At 37.1% G+C, this 17,522-nt stretch carries 12 protein-coding genes; 6 read left to right on the top strand and 6 right to left on the bottom strand.

The genetic code is table 11. The features are described from left to right. The 4 genes from ACFIK8_RS02735 to petA form a co-directional block, all read right to left on the bottom strand. Positions 1 to 441: a PRC-barrel domain-containing protein gene (locus ACFIK8_RS02735; RefSeq protein WP_012754882.1), complete on the bottom strand. Its 441-nt coding sequence runs from the start codon at positions 439 to 441 to the stop codon at positions 1 to 3. A gap of 113 nt (positions 442 to 554) precedes the next feature. Next, positions 555 to 1,448: a cytochrome c1 gene (locus tag ACFIK8_RS02730; protein WP_375635722.1), complete on the bottom strand. Its 894-nt coding sequence runs from the start codon at positions 1,446 to 1,448 to the stop codon at positions 555 to 557. Further along, the gene (locus ACFIK8_RS02725) at positions 1,442 to 2,698 is read right to left on the bottom strand and encodes a cytochrome bc complex cytochrome b subunit (protein ID WP_375668946.1); all 1,257 of its coding nucleotides are present in this window, start codon (positions 2,696 to 2,698) and stop codon (positions 1,442 to 1,444) included. The genes ACFIK8_RS02730 and ACFIK8_RS02725 overlap by 7 nt, the downstream gene beginning before the upstream one ends. A 4-nt stretch (positions 2,699 to 2,702) precedes the next feature. Next, positions 2,703 to 3,251: a ubiquinol-cytochrome c reductase iron-sulfur subunit gene (petA, locus tag ACFIK8_RS02720; RefSeq protein ID WP_330167301.1), complete on the bottom strand. Its 549-nt coding sequence runs from the start codon at positions 3,249 to 3,251 to the stop codon at positions 2,703 to 2,705. A 727-nt stretch (positions 3,252 to 3,978) separates the two neighbouring features. Between petA and ACFIK8_RS02715 the strand changes: the two genes are divergently transcribed. Continuing rightward, complete coding sequence (locus ACFIK8_RS02715) at positions 3,979 to 4,455, top strand: tRNA (cytidine(34)-2'-O)-methyltransferase (RefSeq protein WP_375661287.1); 477 nt, start codon at positions 3,979 to 3,981, stop codon at positions 4,453 to 4,455. A 592-nt stretch (positions 4,456 to 5,047) separates the two neighbouring features. Here ACFIK8_RS02715 and ACFIK8_RS02710 read toward each other — a convergent pair. Next, positions 5,048 to 6,301 (bottom strand): CCA tRNA nucleotidyltransferase, encoded by a 1,254-nt coding sequence (locus ACFIK8_RS02710; RefSeq protein WP_375661286.1) that lies wholly within the window; start codon positions 6,299 to 6,301, stop codon positions 5,048 to 5,050. A gap of 249 nt (positions 6,302 to 6,550) precedes the next feature. On the opposite strand from ACFIK8_RS02710, the gene ACFIK8_RS02705 reads away from it, so the two are divergent. The 5 genes from ACFIK8_RS02705 (at position 6,551) to ACFIK8_RS02685 (ending at position 15,169) form a co-directional block, all read left to right on the top strand. Further along, positions 6,551 to 7,582, top strand: a complete 1,032-nt coding sequence (locus tag ACFIK8_RS02705; RefSeq protein WP_375635726.1) for an AAA family ATPase — start codon at positions 6,551 to 6,553, stop codon at positions 7,580 to 7,582. After that, positions 7,583 to 8,494 carry a DUF58 domain-containing protein gene (locus ACFIK8_RS02700; RefSeq protein ID WP_375635727.1) on the top strand — a complete coding sequence of 304 codons (912 nt, stop codon included), beginning with the start codon at positions 7,583 to 7,585 and terminating at the stop codon, positions 8,492 to 8,494. Next, on the top strand, positions 8,491 to 11,289 hold the full coding sequence (locus tag ACFIK8_RS02695; RefSeq protein ID WP_375668945.1) for a DUF4159 domain-containing protein: 2,799 nt from the start codon (positions 8,491 to 8,493) through the stop codon (positions 11,287 to 11,289). Before ACFIK8_RS02700 ends, ACFIK8_RS02695 begins: the two co-directional genes overlap by 4 nt. Beyond that, on the top strand, positions 11,286 to 13,382 hold the full coding sequence (locus ACFIK8_RS02690; protein ID WP_375668944.1) for a glutamine amidotransferase: 2,097 nt from the start codon (positions 11,286 to 11,288) through the stop codon (positions 13,380 to 13,382). The genes ACFIK8_RS02695 and ACFIK8_RS02690 overlap by 4 nt, the downstream gene beginning before the upstream one ends. An 896-nt stretch (positions 13,383 to 14,278) precedes the next feature. Next, the gene (locus ACFIK8_RS02685) at positions 14,279 to 15,169 is read left to right on the top strand and encodes a metallophosphoesterase family protein (protein WP_375635730.1); all 891 of its coding nucleotides are present in this window, start codon (positions 14,279 to 14,281) and stop codon (positions 15,167 to 15,169) included. Positions 15,170 to 16,493: 1,324 nt separating this feature from the next. Here the strand turns inward: ACFIK8_RS02685 and ACFIK8_RS02680 are convergent. Then, complete coding sequence (locus ACFIK8_RS02680) at positions 16,494 to 17,312, bottom strand: outer membrane protein (protein ID WP_375644858.1); 819 nt, start codon at positions 17,310 to 17,312, stop codon at positions 16,494 to 16,496. Positions 17,313 to 17,522 lie beyond the last annotated feature (210 nt).

Raw genomic sequence — 17,522 nt, 5'->3', positions numbered from 1 at the left:
TTAGCGCGTCCAACGCCCTTCGTATTTAAATGTTGGAGCGTCCTTTAAAGAATCCTTTGTCGCATTTGTAATGAGTTTCCATTTACCATAATCATTTGTCATCTGGATTGTTTCTGGAGAAACGACCACATAACTCTCGCCTATGCCAAGAAAACCACCAACAGCAACAACAAACCCTGCAATATTATTTTCACGTAAAATAATATCTTTTACTTCACCAATATTTTCATCTTCTATATTATATACATTGGCGCCTATAAGGCTGGAAGCAACAAAATCCGTTGCTAAAGGTGTCACATAACGCACAGACTTATCTACCCCCACCTGTACAATACCCGTCGAAGAGATCATTTCAGGTTTTGAAGGCACTTCAAAAGACTGAGCGTAAGTACTAGAAACCATCAAAATTGACATAAGAGTAGTACATGCAATTTTTTTCATTTTAACATCTCCGTTTTTACTTTGCTTTTACTTTATAAAACCTCAATGCATCATAAACAGATTTGTTCCTTATGCTCTTTATACTCTATACTCTTTCAAGCCTTGTCGCTTTATCATTTTCTCTTTATTTCGTCTTTTGTTTCTTTCTCTAACTCTTCTTCTAAACCACACCAAATACGATTTTTTAAAATATAAACAAGCCCTGCAAAAATGATTAAAAATAAAATAACACGAAAACCGGTTTTTTTACGAATTTCCATATGAGGATCGGCAGCCCACATCAAAAAAGCAGAAACATCGCGCGCGTAATGTTCAATGATTTCTGGGGTTCCATCTTCATAAGCAACCATACCATCACTCAAAGGAGGAGCCATAGTTAAAGAATTACCGGCAATAAAATAAGGATTATACCAATAACCATCCGCAATTTTTATCTCCTTCGGTGCCTTCTGATATCCTGTTAAAAGAGCTGTAATATAATCTGGACCAGCTGTATCATAATGAGCCAATGCATCAGTAATTAAAGCAGGAAACGGCAAAGATACACCACGTGCACGTGCCATCAATGACAAATCTGGAGGATAAGCACTATTTAAAATAAATCTTGCTTCTTCTTCATGTGCAAAGGGAGAAGGAAAATAATCCGTTGCAACCCCAGCACGTTTAAAAAATTTTCCTTCTCGATTAGGACCATCGCGCACTTCATATTGCCGCGCCAAAGCTTTAATCTGTTCTTGATCATACCCAAGAGCTTTTAAATTGCGAAAAGCCACATATTTTAGCCCATGGCAGCTGGAACAAACTTGTTTATAAACCTTTAATCCACGCCTCAATTGCGCCTTATCATAAAGCCCAAATGGACCTGAAAAACTCCATTCTTGTTTTTTAGGAATCCTTAAAGGAAAAGAAATAAATTCCTCCTCCTGATCAGAGGCATCCCCCGCTAAACTCTGAGCAGAAAAGCTCATAGCAACGATAACAATCAGTCCGACAAAAACATTTACCATAGTCTCTTTTTTTTCTGTTTTAAATCTTGCATAATTGAAGAAGGAAGAGAACAATTTTTTTCAAACGCTGGCAAAGTCGGCAAAATAACCAAAAAAAATATAAAATAATAAACCGTAGCTAATTGCGTCCATAAAAGGATTTTGTCATTTATTTCTCTTGACCCCAACCAACCAAGGAAAACGACATCAATAACCAACGCCCAAAAGAAAATTTTATAAACAGGTCGATATCTTGCTGAACATATTTTAGAGCGGTCTAACCATGGCACAAAAATTAAAATGCAAATCGAACTGACAAATAAAACAAAGCCCACAAAAGTTGAAGGGAAAATACCAATATCAAAAGTTATAGCACGAAGTATCGCATAAAAAGGCAAAAAATACCATTCTGGAACCACACGAAGAGGTGCCTTTAAAGGATCTGCCACACTATAATTTTCAGCCTGCCCCATATAATCAGGCATATAAAACAAAAACCAGGCAAAGAAGATCAAAAAAACAGTAATAGCAAAAATATCTTTGATAAGCGCATAAGGTGAAAATGGAACCGTTTCCTTATCTGATTGTATAGCAAGACCCGTTGGATTGCCTTGCCCAACATAATGGATTGCCCAAATATGCAGCCCCACAAAAAGAAGCAAAACAAATGATAAAACATAATGGAAAACATAAAAACGATTCAACGTTGGTTGTCCTACGCCATAACCACCCAGAAGTGTCTCATGCAACCATGTCCCCACAAAAGGTATCGTTTTTAAAAGCCCTGCAATCACTGAAGCCGCTGAAATAGACATCATCCCCCAAACAAGCACATAACCAAAAAATGCTATTGCCATCATGATGATATAAATAAAAATACCTGTAACCCACACCATTTCTCGCATATTTTTATAAGAACCATAATAAAGTCCACGTGCCAAATGGATATAAACAGCAATAAAAAAAAACGAAGAGCCTACAGAATGCCATGGACGAAAAAGCCAACCAAACTGCCCTTCACGCCGAAATCGTTCACTGGTTTCAAAAGCCAAATGAATATCTGGAACATAATGCATAGCCAAGACAATACCAGTCAAGAGCTGTGATAAAAGCATAATGGTCAAAATACCGCCAAATGTGTAAAAGTAATTAAGATTACGCGGAACAGGAAAAATCACAAATGTATTATAAAAAAAACGAGGAAGAGGAAAACGCTTATCAAACCAACGAGCAAGAGCATTTTTAGGACAATAAGGAGGAAACCTTGTCATAACCTTATCCTATTTTGAGCAAAGTATCAGAAAGAAATTGGTAAGGTGGAATAGCCAAATTATAGTTAGCTGGACCTGACCGCACTCTTCCAGCGGTATCGTAAACAGATCCATGACAGGGACACAACCATCCTCCAAATTTACCCGATTGCCCAAGTGTTACACAGCCTAGATGCGTACAAAGATTAATAACAATAAGCCAATTTTCACGTCCTTTACCTGCTGAACGCGCAAAATCTGTTGCTTCTTTTTCACCTTCAAGATTAGGATTGCGCGCTTGACGATCTTTTAGAAGACTCAATTCAGTAGCGCGCGCATCAGCAATTTCTTTTGTTGTACGGTTTCGAATAACAACAGGCTGTCCTCGCCACTTTACCGTCACCGACATCCCCTCTTCAATACCAGAAAGATCAACCTCAACAGAGGAAGATGCCAAAACAGCTTCATCTGGACGCAACTGACGGATAAAAGGCCACGCAACCGCTCCCATTCCAACTGCTCCTGCAACAGCTGTTACCAAAAACAGAAAATCCCGCCTCGTTTGCTCACCCATGGACTTAACTTAAAGAGACTATTTGCTAAAACATTCTTCTACCATACCCTCTCCCATTGTACAATGCTTGATCACTCAGTTGCATCAACCATAAAAACATCCCCGTAAAAAACTTCTGCCATTTGTATGGTCTATACAAAAAACTGTTTTATAATGATAATTCATCGTTTTACAGAGTGAATGAAATCCTGAAACACCGTAAGTTTCTTTCATTTCAAACCTATTCATATTAATCAATCAAAATTACTCCCCCGCCTGTGAAAAACGGAGATAGCGTGTAAATAAACACTCCTAAAGAAAGAAACATAGTCTTATTATGACCAGATCTCAGTAAATAAGTTGAGCTTATCGGTTATTTCTTTAACACATTTACAGCATCTCTCCCTCCCTCAATTCCAACTGGTTGAATGAGTATTTTTTCCGCTTCTGCTTTTGCATAAAAAGCATATTTTGTTGATTTTCATTAAAATGGATGATCTAACCTCATTAAATATCCCACTTTTCAACATAATGAGCCAATCCATTTCATGTATCGCTCAATAAAAGGAAGTCCCTAATAGGGAGATTCTCTCTTATCCCAAACAAACCTGTGTACATAACTTTTTCCCTGAAATTTAAAGTGAATAAAAATAAAACATAAAAAAACATGTATTTCTCAAAGCATATTTTTCGAATAAATTGTAACGCTTCTTTACAAAGTTGAAAGAAAAATCATATTACAGAGAACATGACACTTCATATAGCTCTTTTCCAACCTGATATCGCTGGTAATACTGGAACGATTTTACGTCTTAGCGCTTGTTTTGGTTTACATGTGCACATTATTGAACCCGCAGGCTTTAATCTGTCGGATCGTAATCTCAAACGCGCAGGATTGGATTATCTCGAATATGCTTCCTTAGAACGACACATTGATTGGCAACATTTTATAAGCTCCATGAAACACTTTAACCGCCGTCTGTTGCTTTTAAGTACAAAAGCAAAAACATGCTATACGCAGATATGCTATCAAAAAAATGATGTTTTACTTTTTGGTCGTGAAACAGCTGGCGTTCCCGATTATGTTCATGAAACGGCCGATTCCACATTGAAAATTCCCATGCAACCACAGGCACGCTCTCTAAATCTCGCCATGTGCGTAGCCATAACAACGGGAGAAGCATTACGCCAAATTGGTTATCATGAAAGAAACTGTAATCTATAAAAACACAACAATTCCATTAAAATCTTTAATAGAACAATAAAAATACATGAAATATGGTTTTAAATAATTAAAAAAATATTTTTTATAGAATATAATGAGTAATTAAAAGCGCATAAAGTTCAATAATACTTTTGGAATAACTTACAGAATGCCTATAAAAACTCATAAATTATCACGAAAAACAATATACAACATATAAAGAACAGTTAGAGCGTATAACACTTATCATTTTCCAACAATCAGGTGCTGATAAAATAACATTTCTTAGTGCCCATCACATCCATTTCATATCACCACCTATGAATGATTAAATACTCCTCATAGTAAAAATCCATTGGACATCCCCCTCTTTATGCTCATACAAAATGCAAACCGCTATCATTATTCTCTTTATCCGTTTTCACTTTCGAGAATCCTTATCTTTGAGATGGTTCATAAAAGACATTTTTTCTCTCTGTAATCATTTTTCCTCACACGGCTTCCCACTTGTAACGTGTAAGGCTATAATTTTGATTGATGTAATATGAACAGGTTTGAAATAACCTTACAATATTCGGAGCTCTTGTTTCACATGACGAATAATGAATTATTATTATAAATCAATTTTTTCTAATAATGCATGACGATCCATTAAAAATCCGCTTTCGACCCATATCATTTCTAACTCTTTAAGCTTTTTTCCTAAAAGCACACCTTTAGCAAAACCTTTCTTTATTAAATCGTTACCATTAATGGGAAAAGTTGGAATCTGCCATTTTTTGGCAAGCTGATGAAGCTTGACATAATCCTCTGCTCTTTGCAAAGCATCACTTTTTTCCAGATTATCGAGATGTGATGCAGCGACAGACAACGATAATTGATCTAAAACTGGCTGTCGTCCATGAAAATAAATCAGTTTTTGCACAAAATGATCAGAACAGTTTTGGTTTATTATTTCTAACTCTGCCCATTCTTTTAATCGTGTTGTTTCTTTATGGGAAAAATGCAAGCGCTGTGCCATTTCATGAAGACGTATGGGGTCAGGAGGAAGAAGGCTTTCTAGCCGTAACAATGGATCAACTTTCCAACCAAAAGCGTATTCTGTCTTCACCAATGCGTGAATTGCATCAATACCCCATCGTTCTGTTTCAGGAAAAATAAGTGCCAAAATTCTGCTTTGTCGCATCCATAAAAGAGCACGCGTTGGATCAAACGCCGCAAGAAGCTTTTTCATTTCTGCCCAAATACGTTCAGAAGAAAGTTTTTTTAAACCGTGTTTTAAACTAACACATGCCTTCAATCCTTGTACATCAGGTCGCCCTGCTCCATACCATGCAAAAAAGCGAAAAAAACGTAAAATACGCAAATAATCTTCGCAAATACGATCTTCTGCAATCCCAATAAAACGAACTGTTCGGCTAGCAATATCACTCAAACCTCCCACATCATCATAAAGATTGCCAGCAGCATCACAATAAAGCGCATTTATCGTAAAATCCCGCCGTTCAGCATCTTTTTTCCAATCACGACCAAATGCCACTTTTGCATGACGACCATCTGTTTCAATATCGCAGCGAAGCGTTGTAACCTCATAAGAACATGAATGAGCAACTACTGTTATTGTACCAAAAGCAATCCCTGTAGGAATAGCTTTAAATCCTGCTTCTTCTACACGTGTAATAACCTGTTGCGGCAAACAAGTTGTTGCAATATCAATATCACTAATAGGCTGCCCTAGCAGTTGATTGCGCACTGCTCCCCCTACAATACGCGCCTCTTCTCCCTCCAAAGACAAAACACGAAGAAGTGTTTGGATATCCTTTTGTTGTAACCACGCAACCTGTTTGAAGTCCTGTCTTATATTCACCCTTTAACCTTTCAAAAAAGTTGTCTTCATTGCTTTAAAGAACTCTCTTCATAAAACAAAATTTTTAAGACATCCCTTATAAAACACGTCTATTCCTTCCAAAAAAAACTTTTCTCTTCTTGTATACGAATATGAAAAAAATGGCATATGATACTTCATTTCTTCTCATTTTCTGTTACAAACAATAAAATATCCATTATCATGCAGAGAAAATTACCATTTTTGCGACAAACGCCTTAAGGAAGAAATATGAGTCAACATGATCTATCATCCAATTCTGTAAAAAAGGTCAATATCAATCATGAGGCTCAAGTCATTATTGATGATATTGATATGGCACACAAAGAATTGGATATTTTACAACAAGAAATTGACAAAGTTATTTTTGGGCAAAGTCAGGTAATCGAATATGCTTTAATCTCTATTTTTGCTGGTGGTCACGCCCTTCTTGTCGGTGCTCCAGGACTTGCAAAAACACGTCTTGTTGAAACATTGGGAACAGTCTTAGGGCTTGATGAAAAACGCATCCAATTTACTCCTGACTTAATGCCATCGGATATTATTGGTTCTGAAATTATGGATTCCGATAAAGACGGTAAACGTTCTTTTCGGTACATTCAAGGTCCTATTTTCACGCAACTTCTCATGGCCGATGAAATCAATCGTGCTTCCCCACGGACACAGTCAGCCCTTTTACAAGCTATGCAAGAATATCATGTTACTGTTGCAGGTATCCGTTATGATTTGCCACAACCTTTTCATGTTCTTGCAACGCAAAATCCTCTCGAACAAGAAGGGACTTATCCACTTCCTGAAGCACAACTGGATCGCTTTTTGATGCAAATCGATATTGACTATCCTGACCTCACAACAGAGCGACGGATCATTTTAGAAACAACAAAAGAAAAGAAATCAAATGCAAAACCAATTTTGTCCGCCAAAAAATTGCAAAAAATTCAAAATATCGTTCGCAAAATGCCTCTTTCAGAAAATGTGATCGAAGCTATTTTAAAAATTGTCCGCTCAACTCGCCCTCATAAAGACAATAGCCTTGCTAATACTTATGTTTCTTGGGGACCTGGTCCACGGGCATCACAAGCCCTTTCACTTTGTGTTCGCGCCCGTGCTCTTTATTATGGACGCTTAGCCCCCTCACTTGATGATGTTGAAGCATTGGCCTATCCCGTATTACAACACCGCATGGCTCTTAATTTTTCTGCCCGTGCTGAAGATGTAACTGTAAAAGATATTATCAATAACCTTGTGAAAGATGCTCTTTGAATGGCTATTGGCAAAAAAGTTTTACAAAAGCCTCCATTGTCGCTGGCAAATGAACTGGATAAGGATACTGGCAAAATGCCATATTTCCTTTTACAAGCACGTCATATCGCTAATACACTGATAACCGGATGGCATGGACAACGCAAACGCGGTAATGGGGAAAACTTTTGGCAATTTCGTCCCTATGTTGAAGGAGAATCCATTACCCGCATTGATTGGCGGCGCTCAGCGCGTGATGAAAATACATATCTCCGCGAACACGAATGGCAAATGACACAAACCGTTTGGCTCTGTCCTGATCAGAGCGCATCAATGCATTACTGTTCGCGCTTTTCTAAAATCTCTAAAGGTAATCATGCCATTATTCTTACCCTTACCCTAGCATCACTTCTTGCTCGCAGTGGCGAACATATTGCTATTCCAAACTTAATGTCCCCCACAATGACATCCAATGTCGTAGAGCTAATAGCCTTTGCTTTAGAAAATCATTCAGATGAAAATTCATTTCCGGATTTTTCAACGATTACACGCTTTTCACATGTCGTTATAATGAGTGATTTTCTCGACTATCCTGAAAAAATCATCCAACATTTAACCGTTTTAACTACAAAACAGGTGACAGCTCATTTAATTGAAATTTCTGATCCCGCAGAAGAAAGCTTTCCCTACGCAGGTCACACAGAATTTTTTGATCCTGAAACGAAAGAGAAACATGTTTCCACAAAAGCAGAAGATCTTCGTAAGAGCTATTGTAAACTATATCACGCAAGGCGACAAGAGTTGGCAAATTTTTGCGCACGTCAAGGATGGTCTTATCACGTTAGTAAAACGGATCAACCTTTAACAGAGACCATTTTTCATCTTGCAAATACAATGGGCGACTCTCCATTGCAAAAAAGGAGGGCCCTTTGAGTTTTGCTGCTCCCTTTCTGTTACTAGGGCTTTTGTTCCTACCGATCATTTGGTGGCTGTTGCGGATAACTCCTCCATCTCCGCGTAAAGAGCTTTTTCCTCCGTTACGCTTCTTACCCAAACCAACTCATCAGCAGGAAACAGCAAAACATACACCTTGGTGGTTGCTCTTGTTGCGTTTAACCATAGCGGCACTTGTTATCATAGCGTTAGCACGCCCCACGTGGGATCAAAAACCAATCAGCTTTTCCGGATCTCAACCCCTTGCACTCATTATTGATAATGGTTGGGCTTCTGTAAAAGAATGGAAAAAGCGCATCTCTATCGCTGAAATGCTCCTTGCTCAGGTAGAAAAACAGCAAAAAAATATTTATCTTATTGCAACGGCTGAAAATGATATCTCCAATATAGAGCCGCAACCCGCCAAGATTATAAAACAGCATTTAATGCATTTGCAACCGCGTCCTTGGCCTGTCAACCGTGTGCACGCACTGAAAAAACTCAGAAAAATAACCAAAGGAAAACCTCTTGATGTTGCTTATTTAAGTGATGGATTACAAACAAATGAAGATGAGCAAGCTTTTTCTTTGCTTGAAGAATTAAAACCTGAAAAATTCTTATGGTATTTGGCTGATATTTCCGATTTAATCGGCATAACATCCGTAGAAAATAACGATGGAAGCATGGTCGCGCGTATTATCCGCTCAACAACACACGGCAAAACTTCCGCTACACTCAACCTCTACGATTCAAACAATCAACTTCTCGGTCAATTTACGAAAAATTTCTCTGAAGGAGAAACAACAGCTCTTGTTCCTTTTGATGTGCCACTTGAACTACGTAATGATATCGCTTGGATAAAAATGAATAATCAAAACCATGCTGCTGCAACTTTCTTGGTAGACAGCCATAACAAGATAAGCCGTGTTGCTCTTCTATCACCCGATACCAATGAAATGGCACAGCCTTTACTTTCTCCATTTTATTACATTATCAAAGCATTACAGAAATATACACAGCTTATAACCGCCGGTGGAAGAGAGCTTTCAACGGATATTGATTATTTGCTTAAACAAAATCCATCTGTTTTCATTATGAGCGACATGGTTAACATGCCTGAAAAAGCAGAAAAAAAACTTTCTGATTTTGTGAATAAAGGGGGAACACTCATCCGCTTTGCAGGAGAAAAACTCAGTAGTGCAGAACATTATGATAGTCTCCTTCCGATACCGCTACGTCAGGGGCAACGTTTCCTTGGAAGTATTATGTCTTGGACGAAACCACAAAAGCTTGCCCCTTTTGCAAAAAATAGCTTTTTCTTTGATCTTCCTTTTCCAGAAGATGTCACTGTCTCGCGCCAAATCCTCGCAGAACCAACCCCAGATCTTTTTGAAAAAACGTGGCTTAGCCTTTCGGATGGGACCCCTCTTATTACCGCAGCAAAACGTGGTAAAGGAACCCTCATTCTCATTCATGTTGCTCCTGACCCCACATGGTCTAATCTTCCTCTTTCTGGCTTTTTTGCACAAATGTTGCAAAAACTAATCACATTAGGGTCTAACGAAAACACAAACCTAACACACAGAGAAAAAAGAACAATGGTACAAAACCCGTGGCGAACCATAACCGCTGACGGACAATTACAAGTACCGCCCTCTCATGTTGTTCCACTGGTCTTTGACTCTCAAAATCCACCCCATCCTTCCTATAATACTCCCCCAGGACTTTATGGTGTCAAAAGCGATTTTTATGCACTCAATCTCTTAACTCGTTCGTCGCACTTGATGAAACAATCATCATTGCCAACTTCTCTTAATAAAAGCCCTTTATCTTACGATACAAAAGAAAAAAATCTTATCGGTCCACTTTTAGGATTAGCCATCTTATTATTCGCCTTTGACAATTTTCTCATTTTATGGATGGGAGATATTTTTTCTTTCATGAAACGGCGTAATATGTTTCTCCTCCCTTTTATAAGTCTTATTGCCTTGTTTTCATATGATCCAACTCTTTATGCACAAACGAAAGAAAATCATCATGATAGTGTACAAGCTGCTGGTGCAACACATCTTGCCTATGTTATAACCAATAATCATGAAATTGATACAACGAGTAAAAGTGGTCTAGAAGCGTTAAGTCAATTTATCGCAGAACGTACAATGCTTACCCCAGGCTCTGTTACAGCACTTAATCTCGATAAAGATGAACTCTCTTTTTATCCTCTTATTTACTGGCCAATTGATGTTAAGAGTCCTATACCTACTCCCAAAAGTCTTGAAAAAATAAATAACTTTATGAAACATGGGGGAACAATTTTATTTGACACACGCGATCAGATAAAGAGCAATCTTAATCTTGAAGGAGATGCCACTCCAGAAACGCAACGATTACGAGATATCTTAAAAGAGTTAAATATTCCATCCATTGAGCCAGCATCAACGGATCATGTTGTTGCACGTTCTTTTTATATTATGCCAGATTTTCCTGGTCTCTACCGTGGTTCACCTTTATGGATTGAATCCTCATCAACAAACAAAAAAAATAAAAATTCTCTTGCTAGCGGTGATAATGTAAGTTCTCTTCTCATCACCGCCAATAACTTTGCCGGTGCTTGGGCACTGGATGAAAAAGGGACATGGAAATATCCCCTTGTTCCCAATGATCCAATGCAACGTCTATGGGCATTTCGTGCAGGTTTAAATATTGTCCTTTATGTTCTTACAGGAAACTATAAAGCGGACCAAGTTCATGTTCCAGCACTCTTGGAACGCTTTAAAAGAGAAAGAAGGCAATGATATCATTTTTCACTTTTCAGCCTTTTTTACCACTCATTTGGATTCTGTTCTTAAGTGGAATATCGATGCTTTTTGTCGTTGTTGGTCTTGTTACGCAACGTCAAGGTTCTTTATTTCGTCTGATGGCATTAAGCGCCCTCATCCTTGCTTTGCTCAATCCAATGATCATAAAAGAACAGCGCGAACCACTGAAAAGCACAGTAGGTATTGTCATTGACCGCAGCAAAAGCCAAACATTTGGAACACGTACAAACGATAGTGATGAAGCGCGCGCGCAATTAACGCAAGCATTGGCGCATTATCCACAATTTGAACCACGCTTTATTGAAGCTGGAAAACTTGCTGATAATCAGTATGCGCCCTCAACGAATTTGTTTGATGCTTTAACACAAGCAGTATCTGATGTGCCGTCCTCTCGTTATGCAGGAACCATTTTTATCACCGATGGACAAGTACATGACATCCCTTCCATTTCAGACCTTCATCATAAAGCACCTCTCAATGCTCTGATTACAGGACACTCAGATGAATTTGATCGCCAAATCAAGTTTATTTCTCCTCCACGCTTTGCCCTTGTCAACAAACCACAAACGCTCTCCATTTTGGTAGAAGATAAAGGCCCCGCCAAAAAAACAATACCACAGAAAGCAAATATTACACTAAGCGTCAATGGACAAAACATTGGCCATTATTCTGTAACTCCTGGCGTGATTTTTCAAACTGAAATTACCCTTCCTCATGCTGAAAAAAATATTATCCAAGTGATAACCGATCCACACAAAGGTGAACTAAGCTTTGAAAACAACCGCGCCATAACAATCATTGAAGGAATCAGAGAAAATTTACGCGTTCTTCTTATTTCAGGTGCTCCTTATAATGGAGAACGGACATGGCGAGACCTTTTGAAAGGTGACTCCAATATTGATCTTGTTCACTTTACTATTTTACGTCCTCCCACCAAAGCAGATAATACGCCCTTAAGCCAATTATCCTTGGTGGTCTTTCCGACAAGAAAACTCTTTGTTGAAGAGATTAATAACTTTGATCTCATTATCCTTGATGGCTACCAGCACTCTGCTGCCCTACCCTTAATCTATTATGATTATATCGCCCAATATGTACAAAAGGGGGGTGCATTGCTGATGGTAACAGGACCTGAATTTACAAAAAACAACTCACTTGCGAAAACACCTTTAATAAGCATTCTACCGGCATTGCCCAATGGAACTATTATTGAAAAGCCTTTTCGCCCCACATTAACCAAAGAAGGTGAACGCCATCCTGTCACAAGGGGCCTTGCAACACTTAACCTTCCAGCTTCTCAATGGGGGCAATGGTTGCGACAAATCGCTATTCAAAACATAAATAACGGAATCGCCCTCATGAAAGGAGCCAATGAACAACCACTTTTACTTCTCGCGCATGTTGATAAAGGACGTGTAGGCATGTTGCTCTCCGATGAAAGTTGGCTTTGGGCACGAGGTTTCGAAGGCGGCGGTCCTTATGCAGCTCTTTATCGTCGTATTGCCCATTGGCTCATGAAAGAACCAGAGCTTGAGGAAGAAAAATTAAGTGCAACTAGCAGCCATCATCATTTAACAATTCACCGCCAAACTCTAAAAGACCATCCAGAACCCGCTGAAATAACCTTTCCTTCTGGAAAAAAAGAACATATCACTCTCACCAAAGAGCAAGAAGGTCTCTTCAGCGCAACTGGGACCACTAATGAAACAGGAATTTTTACCATTAAAAATGGCGATTTAACAATACTTTCTTCTGTAGGGATGCTCGATAATCTTGAATTGTTTGACTTAATTTCAACACAAGAAAAACTAGCCCCCATTATTAAACACACCGGTGGTTATATCGGACGGTTACATCCTGAGGGAAAAGAAAACATTCATCTTCCTCCATTCAAGCTGATTCAATCAAAAATAAACCCGTCTTCTTCCCCAGCACATTCAATTATTCTGAAAGAAGCGACAGAAACCCGTTTAATTAATACCTTTTATTTTTCGATATTTTCTGGTTTCTTGGCGCTGCTTGCTTGCCTTTTACTGTTGAGCAGCATGTGGTATCGTGAAAGCCGTTGAAAAATCTGAAATTTCGTATAATAGTCTTAAAATTTAGCTTATTTTTTTGTGTATTTTCTTGTCTTTTACAATTAGATAAAAACATTGATCTATAATGATAATTTATCATTATAGTCATATTGAGTCATTATTCCCTGTAGGATTTTTCTTTTTTGTAATACTTTCTATATTAAATTAATTAAAATCACTCGCTTGCACATCATTAAAAGAGGTCTGTATGAATAAAAACCATTGAAGAAAAGAGTAAAGTACCTCTTATGAATCCTCTTAAAGCAAGGATTTTCACAAAATTGGGAGGGGAATAGTATAATGGTTTTACTTTGCACCTTGTATAAATGTAAAATGGTGGCGCATAATAAGCCTTATAAACGGGGCTTTTCATAGTATTGAGAACTTTCGTGAAATGGAATCAAGCGCACTGGGAAATATCTCTTCAAAACAAATATATGAATGTACAGCACAATGATATTTTATTTGGGATATTCCTCTTGAATCGTTCTGTTTTGCGTGAAAAAATCTCCCATTAAAAGCAATACATGGCAGCCCAAAACCGTAAAAATTCCTGATAAATACAATACATTCTTTTGCATTTTATACTGAATAATTAGATTTTTTATGATAATGTGTAGTCGTATAAAAGCTATTTAAAAGTCTTAAAACTTTATGATCATCATTTTAAAGTCTATCCCATCATACAAAAGACATATCAATTGCCAAGAATGATATGTTGTATTATGTTGCTCTTTTCATAAAAAATACAATACAGCGTTAATTCTTCAAAGAATTTTCTCATATTTTCAACAAGCTATTTTTCATTTTACAATCCTTCTTGCCTTTAAGTATCAACTTATCTTATGCTTATGCTCTAAATCATTTTTAATACTCTACGAGCTTTTATGTTTTATCTTGCCCATATATCGGATGTACATCTTTCCCCTCTCCCGCAACCTTCCCTTTTTGAACTTTCTGGAAAGCGTCTTACCGGTTATCTGAATTGGCAAAGAAAACGTAAGAGTCAAATGGTAACAAATGTCCTAGAAACTTTAATAGATGCCTTAAACAAAAAAAAACCTGATCATCTTGTGATCTCTGGTGATCTTGTGAATCTTGCTCTAGATAAGGAATTTGAACAAGCACATCGTTGGCTACTTAACTTAGGACAACCTCAAGATATTTCCTTGACATTTGGAAATCATGACGCCTATGTCCGCGGTGCTTTCCAAAAAGCATGTACTCTTTTTAAACCTTGGATCACAGGTGACGTCCCTCAAAAAAGCGCCTTTCTTTTTCCTTATATGCGCATTCGCAAAAATGTCGCCATTATAGCAACTTCTTCAGCCATCGCGACACCACCTTTTCAAGCTTCTGGTTATTTTGGTAAAATACAAGCGCAAACTTTACCACTCTTTTTAAAGGAAGCAGCACAGCGTAACCTTTTTCGTGTCGTCATGATTCACCATCCCCCCTTTCCCAAGGCAACATCTTGGCATAAAAAACTACGAGATATAAAACGTTTTCTAGACGTTATCAAATATCACGGTTGCGAACTTATTCTTCACGGACATACTCATTTACCTACATTGAATTACATTGAAGGACCTATAAAAAAAATTCCTATTGTTGGTGTTCCTTCCGCATCACAAGCTTTTGGTGATAAAAAACCACCCGCAGGCTTTAATTTATTTTCCATTGAACGCTTACAAAATCAATGGCACTGCCAATTGCAACGTTATAGCATTATAACCCCCCAAAACGAGATTGCATGTACTGAAACAATTAATCTTTAAACACCTTCATAGTTGCCAAAACAACCAAAAACGAAAGTATTTTTATTTCATATCCCTTTGGAAATCATAATTCTTATTTCTCTTTAAACGACAAAGTTCCACTTTCTCTGTCGATAAATCAATTTCTCTCAGAGAATTCCATCTGCTACCCCTCTTATATGACTGGCTTTACAAACTCATTGGTTTACTTCCTTCCCGTCCTAAAGGACGAAAATTTCTACCACACCTGATCTATAAATAATCCAGATTCTTGTCGCACGGATTCCACCTGCTAATTGTGCATGTGATTTGCTTCACAAAGCTCTACACACAAATCCCGCCTTGAATTTCATCATACACTCCTCCAAAAGCATCTAATGCATAAAATCCTTATATCACTACAGTGATGATATTTTATAGAATAATAGAGAAGCTTATTCAGCTTCTATACCTGAAAATCAATGACTAAAAAATCCCAATAATAACTAAAGTATATAATTTCAATAACCCAACCTATTTGTAATTGATAAACAAACGATGCTGATTGATTTATCGTAAATAGATTTGAAATTATTCTCTCTTATTTCACTCGACATTTATTATCGTACATTTAAAAGATTTATAAAAAATTATAGATTCTATTTCGATAACAGGCATAGGTAACAATGTTTTTTATGTCTCGATAAATTTCTAATTTTCTATCTATTTTTCCTATAAATCACTTTATAATACTCTTTATAATTATTTTATTACTATAAATTATTATTTATAATATTAAATAAAATATTTTACGATAACGAAAAACAGAAAAGTCGATTGTATGAAAGGTATTTCAAATAAAACAAAACGCCATTAAGTTGCCAATTCATGTGTTTGTTAAAAAAGCATCTTTTAAAGCACCCAAATCCATTTCCCCATGGCACCTATGAATAATGTGATGATAAGTCCATTTAGTAGCACCATCTTTACATTTATGAAAAAGCAAACTAGTATCAAATCTCACACTTTGCCACCCCCAATCTAGCGACAGCCTTTGGCACTTGAGATGGTTCATAAGAGGCATTTTTATTCTTTCTTTAATGTTTTTTATCTCACGGCTCTCCCTCCTTTGACGTACAAAAAACATGGTTTTGATTGGTTCAACATGGTATAGGTTAAAAATGAGAAAATCTTATGATACTTGGGGCTCTCACTCAACATAAAAAGGTAAATTATATTTACAAATCAAAGTATTGTTCGAATAAAATAGTAGCTCTTTTGAGTGAAGGATATTTTCCAGCACATATCTAAAAAATAAAAGCCTCATTCGAAAATGAGACTTTTGAATTTTTAATTCTGCAAAAATTTAAAATTTATAAGCTACACCTACGCGGAAATCGTTTGTCTTGTAGCCCATTTCAAATTTATCATGCACGAACTTCTTTTTACCAAAATCTGAATAACGGTATTCTGCACGCACAATAACATTATCAGTCATTGCAAAATCAACACCACCCCCGAGGGTATAACCAATCATGGTCTTTTTTTCGTCATGCAACCAATCAGAAAAATTAACTGCTCTGTTGTTGCTATCAGCAACTAACCCAAAAATATTCTGAAGCTGCGTATAAGCAACCCCTCCAGAAACATAAGGCATCACACGCTCAATCGCAAAACCAACTTTCACCCGCGTAGCACCAGCCCATTTTTGTTTTAAAGTATGGCGTACAGCTTCAATAGGTATTGCCGAATCCTCCTCATGAGAATCTCTTGTTAGATTTGTTTCTTCTGAAGAAGCTTCTTCAGTTTGACTTTTTTTTGGTCGATTAATATCTTTTGTACTCTTTTTATCAGACCACATAATATCCGTATCAATACCTATAATAAAACCATTATCGATATCAATATTGGAACCTGCATAAACTCCCCCTATAAAACCAGAAAGTTTAGGTAAATCCTCCTTTCCAATTGGATTCCATATCCCCGTCTCATCTTTTAAATAACTTGCAGTTGTTTTACCTGAAAAGCTACCAATCTGTCCTCCAAGATAAAATCCTGTCCAAGAAAAAGCAGGAACTGCAATAACAGGAACAGGCTGTTCAGGAGTAATGACATCCGCCGCTTGTACTACAGAAATTGAAATTAAAGAAAAGATAGATGTTGAGACTAAATACTTTGTAATCATAATTGCTCCCCTAAAAGCTAATGTGATACATAAATAATAGTAAATCGTTTCACATTTTTTTTAAAAAATCTATAGCAAAAATGACACAGTTACAAAAAAATAAAAGTAGTTTTAATAAATAATATTATAAAAAACTTTAAATATGCTTTGTATTTCCATTAATTATTACATATTATCTTTTATAGCTTCATATTAATCATTATTATCCAT

The sequence above is a fragment of the Bartonella sp. MR168JLCBS genome, from assembly GCF_042194175.1.
Note: the sequence above shows the minus strand (reverse complement) of the source record. Positions and strands in the feature narration are given on the sequence as shown.